14 protein-coding genes are annotated in these 12,329 nt (G+C 38.6%); 8 read left to right on the forward strand and 6 right to left on the reverse strand.

All coding sequences use genetic code 11. The features are described from left to right. Positions 1-15 precede the first annotated feature (15 nt). Complete coding sequence (locus PCI70_RS06200; RefSeq protein WP_269914469.1) at positions 16-489, reverse strand: RNA pyrophosphohydrolase; 474 nt, start codon at positions 487-489, stop codon at positions 16-18. Positions 490-660: 171 nt separating this feature from the next. Here PCI70_RS06200 and PCI70_RS06205 point away from each other — a divergent pair, with 171 nt between their 5' ends. Beyond that, positions 661-1,311 (forward strand): HAD family hydrolase, encoded by a 651-nt coding sequence (locus PCI70_RS06205; protein WP_269914470.1) that lies wholly within the window; start codon positions 661-663, stop codon positions 1,309-1,311. Here the strand turns inward: PCI70_RS06205 and PCI70_RS06210 are convergent. Continuing rightward, positions 1,303-2,166: a LysR family transcriptional regulator gene (locus PCI70_RS06210; RefSeq protein WP_269914471.1), complete on the reverse strand. Its 864-nt coding sequence runs from the start codon at positions 2,164-2,166 to the stop codon at positions 1,303-1,305. The genes PCI70_RS06205 and PCI70_RS06210 overlap by 9 nt on opposite strands. 140 nt (positions 2,167-2,306) lie before the next feature. Between PCI70_RS06210 and PCI70_RS06215 the strand changes: the two genes are divergently transcribed. The 7 genes from PCI70_RS06215 to leuB all read left to right on the forward strand — a co-directional run bounded on the left by PCI70_RS06215 (position 2,307) and on the right by leuB (position 8,435). Next, positions 2,307-2,966, forward strand: a complete 660-nt coding sequence (locus PCI70_RS06215; protein WP_269914472.1) for a hypothetical protein — start codon at positions 2,307-2,309, stop codon at positions 2,964-2,966. Positions 2,967-3,097: 131 nt separating this feature from the next. After that, the gene (locus PCI70_RS06220; RefSeq protein WP_269914473.1) at positions 3,098-3,814 is read left to right on the forward strand and encodes a hypothetical protein; all 717 of its coding nucleotides are present in this window, start codon (positions 3,098-3,100) and stop codon (positions 3,812-3,814) included. A 230-nt stretch (positions 3,815-4,044) separates the two neighbouring features. Then, positions 4,045-5,463, forward strand: a complete 1,419-nt coding sequence (gene leuC / locus PCI70_RS06225; RefSeq protein WP_269914474.1) for a 3-isopropylmalate dehydratase large subunit — start codon at positions 4,045-4,047, stop codon at positions 5,461-5,463. A gap of 15 nt (positions 5,464-5,478) precedes the next feature. Next, positions 5,479-6,018 carry a YbhB/YbcL family Raf kinase inhibitor-like protein gene (locus tag PCI70_RS06230; protein WP_269914475.1) on the forward strand — a complete coding sequence of 180 codons (540 nt, stop codon included), beginning with the start codon at positions 5,479-5,481 and terminating at the stop codon, positions 6,016-6,018. Between the two features lie 11 nt (positions 6,019-6,029). Further along, positions 6,030-6,680, forward strand: coding sequence for a 3-isopropylmalate dehydratase small subunit (gene leuD / locus PCI70_RS06235; RefSeq protein ID WP_269914476.1), 651 nt, complete (start codon positions 6,030-6,032; stop codon positions 6,678-6,680). An 82-nt stretch (positions 6,681-6,762) separates the two neighbouring features. Further along, positions 6,763-7,344, forward strand: a complete 582-nt coding sequence (locus tag PCI70_RS06240) for a hypothetical protein (protein WP_269914477.1) — start codon at positions 6,763-6,765, stop codon at positions 7,342-7,344. Positions 7,345-7,358: 14 nt separating this feature from the next. Continuing rightward, a complete protein-coding gene (gene leuB / locus PCI70_RS06245) occupies positions 7,359-8,435 on the forward strand; it encodes a 3-isopropylmalate dehydrogenase (protein ID WP_269914478.1) in 1,077 nt (358 codons plus the stop codon). A gap of 219 nt (positions 8,436-8,654) precedes the next feature. Here the strand turns inward: leuB and infA are convergent, their stop codons facing one another. The 4 genes from infA to PCI70_RS06265 all read right to left on the reverse strand — a co-directional run bounded on the left by infA (position 8,655) and on the right by PCI70_RS06265 (position 12,324). Then, a complete protein-coding gene (gene infA / locus PCI70_RS06250; RefSeq protein WP_004718087.1) occupies positions 8,655-8,876 on the reverse strand; it encodes a translation initiation factor IF-1 in 222 nt (73 codons plus the stop codon). Between the two features lie 109 nt (positions 8,877-8,985). Continuing rightward, a complete protein-coding gene (gene truA, locus PCI70_RS06255; RefSeq protein ID WP_269914479.1) occupies positions 8,986-9,783 on the reverse strand; it encodes a tRNA pseudouridine(38-40) synthase TruA in 798 nt (265 codons plus the stop codon). A 12-nt stretch (positions 9,784-9,795) separates the two neighbouring features. Beyond that, the gene (locus tag PCI70_RS06260; RefSeq protein WP_269914480.1) at positions 9,796-10,743 is read right to left on the reverse strand and encodes an asparaginase; all 948 of its coding nucleotides are present in this window, start codon (positions 10,741-10,743) and stop codon (positions 9,796-9,798) included. A gap of 48 nt (positions 10,744-10,791) precedes the next feature. Then, positions 10,792-12,324 (reverse strand): hypothetical protein, encoded by a 1,533-nt coding sequence (locus PCI70_RS06265; RefSeq protein WP_269914481.1) that lies wholly within the window; start codon positions 12,322-12,324, stop codon positions 10,792-10,794. Positions 12,325-12,329 lie beyond the last annotated feature (5 nt).

A 12,329-nucleotide genomic window follows, 5' to 3' on the forward strand; every position in this document is an offset into this window, starting at 1 on the left:
AAAAACAGCAGTGACTTAATGAGGTAGATATCTACACAGTTCTGTCATCGCTTTACGGTAAACGTCACGTTTAAAATTTACTACTTGTCCTAGTGGATACCAATAACTCACCCATTGCCATTGATCAAACTCGGGTGGATCGGATAAATTAAGCTGAATATGTCGGGGTGAACCCACCAATTTCAGCAAAAACCATTTTTGTTTTTGTCCAATACAAACGGGTTCTGAACCAATCCGAATGTAACGGTGAGGCAGACGATAACGCAACCAACCTCGGGTTTGCGCAATAATTTGGACGTGCTCTGGCAAGAGACCGACTTCTTCTTCAAGCTCTCGGTAAAGTGCCTGTTCGGGTGTTTCTCCGTATTGGATACCACCTTGTGGAAATTGCCATGCATTGTGTCCAATGCGTTTTGCCCATAAAACTTGTCCGTTATCGTTTGCCAAAATGATCCCGACATTGGGTCGGAAACCTTCAGAGTCGATCATTTGGCTTTCCTAAATCTGTTTTCTAGTTGTCTTTTGTTCGGGGATAATCCATCTCAAAAAAAGACCAAAGAATATTGTTAAAAATTGCTATGATCTTAACGAATTTCTTGCCATTAGCGAGAATTGATTTACATTTTTTTTCTTTATTTTTCAGATTAAACGAGAATTTTTATGAAATTGGCTTTATTTGATCTTGATCATACCTTGTTAAATACCGATTCAGACCATTCATGGGGCGAGTTTTTAGTCAATGAGGGTTTAGTCGATCCTGTACGCCATCGTCAGATGAATGATCAGTTTTATGAAGATTATAAGGCAGGGCAGTTAGACCCAATTGCTTATAATGAATTTGTGTTTGAATTTTTAACACAGCATAGCGATGATGAACTTCAGGCATTGCATCAGCGTTTTATGCAAAATGTAATTGCACCACAAATGCGCCCTGAAGGTGCAAAAACCATTCAAGCGCATTTATCGCTTGGGCATACTGTAGTCGGAATTACAGCAACGAGTGATTTTATTACCATGCCTATTTTTAATGCGTTTGATATTCATAACGTGATTGCCACGCGTGCTGAATATGTAGATAGGCGTTATACGGGCAAAGTAGCAGGTGTGCCGTGTTATCAAGAAGGTAAAATTACGCGTCTAAATGAGTGGTTAGCAGGGCAAGAGGTAGAAGAATCTTGGGCATATTCAGATTCTATAAATGACCGTGCTTTACTTGAACATGCCACACATCCTATTGCGGTTAATCCTGATGAGCGATTATTGGCACTTGCACAAGAAAAAGGCTGGCGTATTGCAGATTGGTCATTGTAAATTAACGAGTTCAATGAGGGCTTGTAAGGCTTTGGACTGTGTGCGTGCAGGATGCCAAACCAAGCCCAACTCGCGCTTAAGCTCTAAATTAATGTCTAGGCGGTGCAGGTCTTGATTGAGTAAAGTTTGAGGCAATACCGACCAACCCAAACCAATAGAAACCAACATACGAATGGATTCTAAAGGATTGTTACGCATCATAATTTTAGGCTTAAGCCCTTGTTGTTCAAAGGCGGCTAATGTAATTTGACTAGTATAGGTTTTTGCCGCAGGCAATAAACTTTGATAATGCATTAAGTCTTGTAGCTGTAAGTTTTTAGCTTGTGCTAAGGCATGAAAAGGTGCCACTACAAAGATAAGAGGGTCTTCCCACATGGGTTGATAGGTCAAACGTTCATCACCATGCGGCGGTAGGGTTAAAAATGCAATTTCTAAGTCGCCTGCCAAAACTTGTTCGTGTGCTTGCTCTGAATCTACAAAACGTACATCAAGGGTAACTTGTGGGTAAAGTTGGGCGTATTTTTTGAGGTAAGGGGCAAGATGGTGTAAGCCAATATGGTGGCTTGTACCCAACCGTAATGTGCCTTGAATATGATGCTGTTCATGGCTTACGGTATGTTGCATTTCTTTAAGTTCATTGAGCCAAATTTTTACTTTAGGCAGTAACGTGTGGGCAGCATGGGTGGGTTGTATACCTCGTCCTGCGGCTTCAAATAAAGAAATACCAAAATATTGTTCTAAACTATGAATACGTTTGGTGACTGCAGGTTGTGTAATAAACAGCTGATCGGCAGCAGTTGAAATAGCACCTGTTTCCATAACTTTAATAAAAGCTTCAAACGCAGCAAGGTTCATATTTTTCCTGTAAATCAAAGGGGTATTGATTGAGTTATCGGCGTTATAATTATACAGACTGTTATGGTCTACTTAGATGTTTTTTTCTTTGCTTTATTTTTGCCTGTTTATTTGGGGATTTTTTAAGTTTTATTTTAGGGGTGACGGCATTTGTAACAGGGCTTTTTTTACTATCTTACCGCCCTTGGCGTTACTTCAAAATAAGTTATCGGTTGTGGCAACTTAATCGTTATAAAATTCCTCAAGATGTCGAAGATGCGTTTAAAGCAAATTATCCTCGTTTAACCCAAAAACAGTACCAACTTATTGTGGCAGGTTTTAAAGATTTTATTGCCCTATATTTGTTGGATAAAAAAAGATACTACCTACCATCACATGCAGTTCATCACTTTATTAAAGTCTACGCACGTCATGGTGTTGCCTATCAAACGATGTGGCAACAGTTTTTATCTGATGTACCTCGTTATTATGTAAATGAACAAAAATCTGCATTAGCATCAACATTTAAAATGGCATGTTACTTAAACAAGGTGAAGCCATCTTGTCAGTTACCTCGTTTATTTAAGATAGATGAACAGCTACAAGATCAGCTTAAAGATGCCAAAATATTTGATCATTCTGTATTGTTTTCAAATTTGTCTTTTGATTTAAAAAAGTCAGACCGTTACAGGACTTGGTTTAGGAAGTTTTTTAAAATTAAAACACGCCGTTCGTCTTATTCTAATAGCGATACAAATAGTAGTATTGATTTTATGTGGAACAGCGACTCATCTTCTGATAGTAGTAGCGGATGTGATTAAGTTAGAATTTATTTTTATAAAATAATGATGATTAAGATATTTGGTGTTCAATGCAATATTTAAAGAATTTTTTACGGTAGTTTTTATTTAAGATCATGTTATTACAAGTTATGCCAACGTTAGATGTATTATTGTTTGCATTAAATTTTGGTTTAAAAAAAGAACAATTTCTTGTAGAGCTCGTTTTATCAGCCACTTTTAGTATGTTAATTGTTCCTTATTCTTTTGAAAAAAGAAAATTTAATATTCCTGATCAAATTTGGGAGAGCTTTATATCAAAAGGTTTTTCTATTACACCAATGCAAAAAAAAGAAATTGAACATGCATTTTGGGATTTTATTTGCATTCATAAAGGTAAAAATAAAAACTATGTCTCATCATCTTATGTACTAAATGAGTTTATTTTAACTTATCAAGCGCATACCGAATTATCTAAAAAAATGACATGCAGACATTTAAATCGGTTTTGGAATTATGAAGCGAATCCTGATTTTAGAGATTTTAAGTTTAGCCGGTATAGACGAAAAATAAGACATGTTAAGTTAAGAAACTATCGTAGAGTACCTGCATATTTACATACTTACCATGCACTAAATAAAAAAGGGAGAGGCGTCGGGTCAAACCGTTTACCTGATGTGTTTTTATTAGATTGGACATTAGAAAACTTAGGTGGTGTGGCTTACAGTTTAAGGGAAATTTTACACATCAAAGAAAATTATCATCTCAACGAATCGTTTAAAACAAGTGAAATAGCAACGACTGCATTTGTTTCAAATGTTGTATTGGAGCAATTATTTAAAGATTATCAATCCGAACCTATCGATTGGTTAGGTACAGGTTCAAGTTAGAGTAGTTCAGATTCTAGTTCAAGTTGGAATAGTTCTACTTCATCAGATGCAAGCTCAAGTTACCATAACTCTGATTCTTATGACTCTCATAATGCTGATAGTTCAGATGATGGAGGAGATGACTAAATCATTCCAAAAAGTTTTCTAACGTATAAAAATGATAAATTAGATTTATAAAAAACCCTTGCTATACTTAAGAAAAATTACCCAGTCCAATGGAGTAGCACGACATGGCAGGCAAAACTTTATATGACAAATTGTGGGACGACCATTTAGTTAAGCAACGTGACGATGGCTCAAGCTTAATTTACATTGATCGTCAGCTTTTACACGAAGTAACATCGCCACAAGCATTTGAAGGTTTACAGCTTGCAGGTCGAAAGCCATGGCGTTTGAGTGCCAATGTAGCAACGCCTGACCATAACGTGCCAACCTCTAAAAAAGAACGTGAACAAGGCATTGCAGGGATCGAAGACACTACATCACGTATTCAGGTTCAAACATTAGACGATAACTGCAAAAGTTTTAACATTGTTGAATTTGGTATTAACGATGTACGTCAAGGCATTGTGCATGTGGTGGGGCCTGAGCAAGGTTTAACATTACCAGGTATGACAGTTGTGTGTGGCGATTCACATACAGCGACACACGGTGCATTTGGTTGTTTGGCACATGGTATTGGTACATCAGAAGTAGAGCATGTACTTGCAACGCAGTGTTTAGTTCAAAAGAAAATGAAAAACATGCTTGTACGTGTAGATGGCACGTTGGGCAAAGGTGTAACGTCTAAAGATGTCGTTCTTGCCATTATTGGTAAAATTGGTACAGCAGGCGGTACAGGTCATGCTATTGAATTTGGTGGTCAGGTTTTCCGTGATATGTCGATTGAAGGACGTATGACGGTGTGCAACATGGCGATTGAAGCAGGTGCGCGTGTTGGTTTAGTAGGTGTTGATGAAAAAACTATCGAATATGTAAAAGACCGCCCGTATTCACCAAAAGGTGAAGATTGGAATAAAGCGGTTGAGTATTGGAATACCCTACATTCTGATGAAGATGCACACTTTGATACGGTTGTAGTATTAAAAGGTGAAGAGATTGAGCCTCAGGTATCTTGGGGTACATCACCTGAAATGGTGATTCCTGTATCGCAAGCTGTGCCTACATTAGAACAAGCCAAAGATGAAGTTCAGCGTAAAGATTGGACGCGTGCTTATCAATATATGGGTTTAAATGCAGGTCAGGCATTGGCAGAGATTCAGCTTGATCGTGTGTTTATTGGTTCTTGTACCAACTCACGTATTGAAGATATGCGTGCAGCGGCTGAAGTGGTTAAAGGTCGTAAAGTGGCATCAAGCATTAAGCAAGCTATGATTGTACCGGGCTCGGGCGTTGTTAAAGCACAAGCAGAAAAAGAAGGTTTAGACCAAATTTTTGTAGACGCAGGCTTTGAATGGCGTGAGCCGGGTTGCTCGATGTGTTTGGCAATGAATGCAGATAAGTTACAAGCAGGAGAGCATTGTGCCTCTACCTCAAACCGTAACTTTGAAGGGCGTCAGGGGAATGGCGGCCGTACACATTTAGTGAGTCCAGCAATGGCAGCGGCAGCGGCGATTGCAGGTCATTTTGTTGATGTTCGTACATTTTAATTCAAGGTGATGCAGATGATACGCCGTGTTTTGTTGAGTTTAATGGTGTCTAGTTCGGCTTATGCGTTAGATATTAAACAACCTGATGCACCCGTATCATCAACAATGCAACTTTATAGTCCATCTAAGACACTTAATATACAACACGTTGCCAATGCCTTTGGCTGTGAAGGACACAATGCAAGCCCTGAGTTAAGTTGGAAAAATGTACCTAAAGAGGCAAAATCTTTAGTGGTAACGATGTATGACCCCGATGCACCTACAGGTAGTGGTTTTTGGCATTGGAATGTCTATAACATCGACCCAACCGTGACGCATATTCAAAGTAATACGGTGCCACACAATGCACAGCAATTAAAAAATGATGCAGGGACACAAGGTTACTTTGGCGCATGCCCACCTGTAGGTGATCAGCCACATCGTTACATTTTTACCCTTTATGCTTTAAACACAACCTTAGATGTACCCAATACAGTGACACCTGCGGTACTTGGGTTTAGTTTAAATGGCAAAGTTATTGCAAAATCACAGTTTATTGGCTACTACGGTCGTTAGAGGAATTTCGCATGAAAGCATATACAGTAGAACAAGGTATTGTTGCACCATTAGACCGTGCCAATGTAGATACCGATTTAATTATTCCAAAACAGTTTTTAAAGTCGATTAAACGCACAGGTTTTGGTGATAACTTATTTGATGAATTACGTTATTTAGATGAAGGTTATCCGGGGCAAGACAATACAAAACGTCCGATTAATCCTGATTTTGTATTGAACCAATCTCGCTATCAAGATGCTAAAATTTTGATTACTCGTCAAAACTTTGGCTGTGGTTCTAGCCGTGAGCATGCGCCTTGGGCATTGAATGAATATGGTTTTCGTACCGTAATTGCACCAAGTTTTGCTGACATCTTTTTTAACAACTGTTTTAAAAACGGTATGTTGCCTGTGGTGCTTACCGAAGACCAAGTCGAGCAGTTATTTAAAGAATGTGCTGAACACGAAGGCTATAGCATCACGGTTGATTTAGAAGCACAAGAAGTACGCACACCAAATGGAACAACATTTAAATTTGAGGTTGATCCGTTTCGTAAGCACTGCTTATTAAATGGTTTTGATGATATTGGTTTGACGTTACAAGATGCCGAAGTCATTAAAGATTATGAGCAAAAAACCAAGCAGTCACGTCCTTGGGTGTTTGCAGAAATTCAAGGTTAATAAATTATAGCGAAATTGCCCGACTGTTGCTAACATGAGCCATCATTTTTAGGCAAAGTGAGCTGTAAGGTTGGGCAATATCATGCAAAACATTGTGGGACGAGCATTACTTTTAGGTGGGTGTGCGGTATTACTGAGTGCATGTCAACATACACAACGTGCTTTAGATACTGTCAATATTTATACAGCACCGAAACCAGTCACAAATACCAATATACAAATTTATTGTACAGGTACAGAAAACTGCGAATTTGAGCGGATTAATCGTACCGAAATTGTGAATGAAAGTACGCACCTTGTGAACCATGATGCGATTCAAAAAGGATACATTCGCTTAAAACCCAAACTTACAACTTTGCAAGCAAACTCAATTTATTTAACTGTACCTGCGGGACAAAACGAAGTGGTTATTCGTTTTTACCCAATTTCTAAAGACCGTGCAGAAAAAATTACGGTGATTCACAAATTTATGGCAGGACATACCTATACGTTTAATATGTACCGTGCCCGAAGCCGTGGTACAGGTAGTTTACTCAATGTATCTGCCCCAGACCCGTTATGTGTAGCATTGTTAGATGATAAACGTACAGTACGCCGTTTTTGTAAGCCATATAATGTGCTAACAGGTTTGGGCGAGTTTGCGGAGCAAAAAACAATATTTTAAAAATGGAAAACGAGATGTCTAAACATATTCTTATTTTAGCAGGCGATGGAATTGGTCCTGAAATTATTGCAGCAGCAGAAACTGTTTTAACCACAGTTAACCAAAAATTTAACTTAGGGTTAACGTGGGAACAGGGTTTGTTGGGTGGCGCAGCCATTGATGCTCATGGACAGCCATACCCTGAGGTAACAAGCCAACAAGCACAAAAAGCTGATGCTATTTTATTAGGTGCTGTAGGTGGTCCAAAATGGGATAAAATTGAGCGTTCAATCCGTCCTGAGCGTGGTTTGTTAAAAATCCGTAGTGAACTGAACTTGTTTGCAAATTTACGCCCTGCAATTTTGTATCCGCAATTGGCAGATGCTTCAAGCTTAAAACCTGAAATTGTGGCAGGTTTAGATATTCTGATTGTGCGTGAATTGACAGGCGGTATTTATTTTGGTCAACCGCGTGGTATTCGTGAATTAGAAAATGGCGAAAAGCAAGGTTATAACACAGACGTTTATTCAGAATCTGAAATTAAGCGAATTGCAAAAGTGGCATTTGAGTTAGCGCAGTTACGTGGTGGAAAGGTTTGCTCTGTTGATAAAGCAAACGTTTTAGAAGTCACAGAGTTATGGCGTCAAACAGTAACCGATTTACAGCAAGCTCAGTATCAAAACATTGATTTATCGCATATGTATGTAGATAACGCTGCGATGCAATTGGTGCGTGCACCTAAACAGTTTGATGTATTGGTAACGGGTAATTTATTTGGTGATATCTTATCTGATGAAGCTGCAATGCTAACAGGCTCAATTGGGATGTTACCGTCTGCTTCTTTAGATGAAAACGGTAAAGGGATGTATGAGCCTTGTCATGGTTCTGCACCTGATATTGCAGGACAAGATATTGCTAACCCGCTTGCGACTATTTTATCTGTAGCAATGATGCTTCGTTATACCTTCCGTGAAGAAGCTGCAGCACAAGCAATTGAAGATGCTGTCGGTAAAGTACTTGATCAAGGTATCCGTACAGGCGATATTATGTCTGAAGGCATGACCAAAGTAGGTACAAAAGCGATGGGTGAGGCAGTTGTAAGCGCATTATAAAAAATGCCCCGTGTGGTTAACGGGGACTTTTGCCTCTCGCATTGTGGGAGGTCTTACTCTTTCTTTGCGTTACTATGAAGAATCATCCTCTGTAAGGTTTAAAGAAAGTATAGTAACGCCCCTCTAGAGCAGCTTACTTAATGCTTCAGCTTGCTTTTATTATAGCCCAAAAACAAAAAAAGCCACTTCATACAGTGGCTTTTTTGCTTCGACTAATACTTAGCGTGCACGGTAAGTAATACGACCTTTTGTTAAGTCGTATGGAGTCATTTCAACTTTCACATTATCGCCAGTTAAAATACGGATATAGTGTTTACGCATTTTACCAGAAATGTGAGCAATGACTTCGTGACCATTTTCTAAACGTACACGAAACATAGTGTTAGGAAGCGTTTCGGTGACAACGCCTTCGAACTCAATTAGTTCCTCTTTATTGGCCATAGCCTACCTAAATAATATAAAATCAGAAGGTGCAAATTATATACAGAACAAACTAGAAAAACAAGATAACGGCTAGGTTCAACTGTTTTCAAATATAGCAGTCAGTTGTTTAGTTTGGCCAATTGAGCCATTGTGGACCTAGCATAATTTGGGGTAAATCAAATTGTGTTGGGTAATAGGCTTGAATAAAGTAAAGCCCATCTGCAGGTGCTGTAACGCCTGCGGCTTTACGGTCTTGTGCTGCAAAAATAGCATCAATATGCTCGACATCGTATTTTGCTTGTCCCACTTCTAACAGACAGCCCACAATATTACGCACCATATGGTGTAAAAAACCATCAGCCTGAATATCTAGAATTAAAAAAGCACCATGTTGAGTGAGCGTACAATGACTAACAGTACGGACAGGTTGATTGGATTGACATGCTGCCGCTCGGAAACTTTCAAAGTTATGTGTGCCTTCAAATTTTTTAGCGGCTTGTTGCATCTTAAGAATATCAAGTGAGTGGTAAATATGCGTTACTTGTTTGTGTAATAATGCAGGGCGAGCAGGCGCGTTATAGATTACATAGCGATAGCGCCTAGCTGTGGCTTTAAAACGTGCATGAAAATCATCATCCATACGTTTAATCCACTGTATTGAAATATCAGAGGGCAGTTGGCTGTTACAGCCCATCAACCAACCACGGTCTGTACGCTCTGCGTCGCTATCAAAATGTGCCACCATATTGGTTGCATGTACACCTGCATCGGTACGTCCTGCGCCATGCAAGTCAACACGATGATTGGCAACTTTACTTAAAATGGTCTCTAAAGTTTCTTGTACACTGACCACACCCGCTTGTTGAGTTTGCCATCCTCGATAATTTGTTCCACAAAACTCAATCCCAACAGCGTAGCGTTGCATACTCACCTCAAATTAAACAAAATCAGACCAATGGGTATACCATTGTTCGGCATGTTCGTATTGTAAATATAATTGTAAAATTTTGGCATATAAATCAGCATGTCCAAGCGTATCTGTTGTGATAATTTGTGCATCTTTTACCCATGCACTCACAGCATAACGTTGATCGATACCGCCAAATGTCACTTGAGTGGTTAAAATAGGCAAACAATTATGATGTTTAAGCTGTTGCAAAATGTGAGTGATTGCTGTGTTGGTCACTAAATTGCCTGTACCAAATCCTTGTAATATGAGGAAGTGTGGCGGTGCAGTAATAAAAGCATTCAGATTTTGTTCTAATTGTTCTAAGCCGATCGGTTGCATCATTAAATTAGCAATATTTAATGATTTACTACGGGCAATATCATGATCTGTAATAGTCTGCGTTTGATCAAACGCGATGATTTCTTGAGTACTTAGACCTGAAAATGCATCAAGCTCTGTGGTGTGTACTTTGAGTGCTGTACGCCCATGAAAGAGCTGTTGGTGAAATGCTAAGTAAACACCTTTATTGATCTGTTTAATTTGTTGTATTGCAAAATTAAGGTTGTCTTGTGCATCTGTAAAATCGCGGACAGCAGTACCTTGCGTGTTGAGGAGTGGATATTGGCTACCTGTAATAATGACACGACAAGATTGTGCTAAAAAGCGTGCAAGTACGGCACTGGCATAACTTAAAGTATCTGTACCATGAATGACAATAAAGTCATCGTAATCTTTTTGTTTTTCTTGAATAAATTGAACGAGCTGAAGCCAATCTGTGGCGGTATATGAGCTACTGTCTTTAATGCTAGGGGCTGCAAAACAATCACATGTATCTGAGTTTAAATGCGGTAAAAATTGATGTTCGGGCATTGGGCTTAAAGGCTCGCCAACGCAGCCAAATGTACCACCCATATAAATTAAAGCAATATTAGACATAATAAAAAAAGCAGCCAAATGTGACTGCTTATGTTAAAACGATATGACTTAAGATGCTATTTTATTCAGCAAGTTTTTTGCACGATTTTGTTGTTGTTCATTAAAACTCGTTTGAGTTAAAAGCACTTTAGCAGATTCACTAGCACCAAGTTTAATGTATTGTTCTGCAAGGTCCAAATCAAGTTCGTGTTCATTTAGATTTTTTAATTCAGGGAATTCGTTTAAAAGTGGATCTGAAGCTTTTTCTACTTCAGGCTCAGTTGATAAGCTAAAATCTAATTCATGTGTACTGTCAGCTTTTTTCTCTTCTTTAGGCTGTTCCGCTTTTGGTTCAGGCGAAAAGCTAAAATCTAATTCGTGCGTATCGTCAGCTTTTTTCTCTTCTTTAGGCTGTTCTGCTTTTGGTTCAGGCGCGAAGCTAAAGTCTAGTTCATGAACATCATCAGGCTTTTTCTCTTCTTTGGGTTGTTCCGCTTTTGGTTCAGGCGAGAAGCTAAAGTCTAATTCGTGAGCATCATCAGGCTTTTTCTCTTCTTTAGGTTGTTCTGCTTTTGGTTCAGGCGCGAAGCTAAAGTCTAATTCGTGAGGATCATCAGGCTTTTTCTCTTCTTTAGGCTGTTCCGCTTTTGGTTCAGGCGCGAAGCTAAAGTCTAGTTCATGGGTATCATCAGGCTTTTTCTCTTCTTTAGGCTGTTCCGCTTTTGGCTCAGGCGAGAAATTAAAGTCTAGTTCATGAGCATCATCAGGCTTTTTCTCTTCTTTAGGCTGTTCCGCTTTTGGCTCAGGTGAGAAATTAAAGTCTAGTTCATGGGTATCATCAGGCTTTTTCTCTTCTTCAGGCTGTTCCGCTTTTGATTCAGGCGAAAAGCTAAAATCTAATTCGTGTGTATCGTCAGTTTTCTTTTCTTCTTTTGGTATTTCAGGTGTAGAGATTGATTTTTGCTCTTTCCCAAAATCTAAGCTATTGGAATTTTGCTCAATTTTAGATTCTTCTAAAATTGAATTAAATGCATCATCACGATTTGACTTTAGTTGATCAAATGCATTGTTATCAGATGATTTAGGCGTTGGTTTTGATTCTTCTTGCTTTAACTCATTTAGTTGGACAGGCGTATATTGAATACCATCACTTGGTGCTTTACGTTCTTTTTCTTTAATTTTTTGTTCAAGTTCTAATTTAATATCATGTAGTTGCAGTGCTTTAAGATGATTAAGTAATTGATTAATTGCAAACTCATCATTTTGTTGTTGATGAATATCTAATAGCAAAAAGTATAAATCATGTTGTTTATTATTTTCGTTTAATGCTTGGTTAATCAACGCTTCTGCAGCAGAGAAGTTTTGTTGTTGAATGAGGTTCTCAATCTGACGACGTAAAGCAGGTTCAATTTCTTTGCTTTCAACAACAACTTCTTTTTTAGGTTGCTCAGATACAGGTTTTGTTGCCTTTTTAGTTGTCTTAGTTGCAACAGTTTTTTTGGCTGTTTTTTTAGGCTGTTCATCGGTTTTGCTAGATTCACGTTTTTTGAGAATCACTGCTACGACTAACAAGAGAACAAAGGGAAGAATGTAGAGCAACATATTTT

It is taken from the genome of Acinetobacter sp. HY1485 (genome assembly GCF_027568475.1).
GTDB lineage: Bacteria > Pseudomonadota > Gammaproteobacteria > Pseudomonadales > Moraxellaceae > Acinetobacter.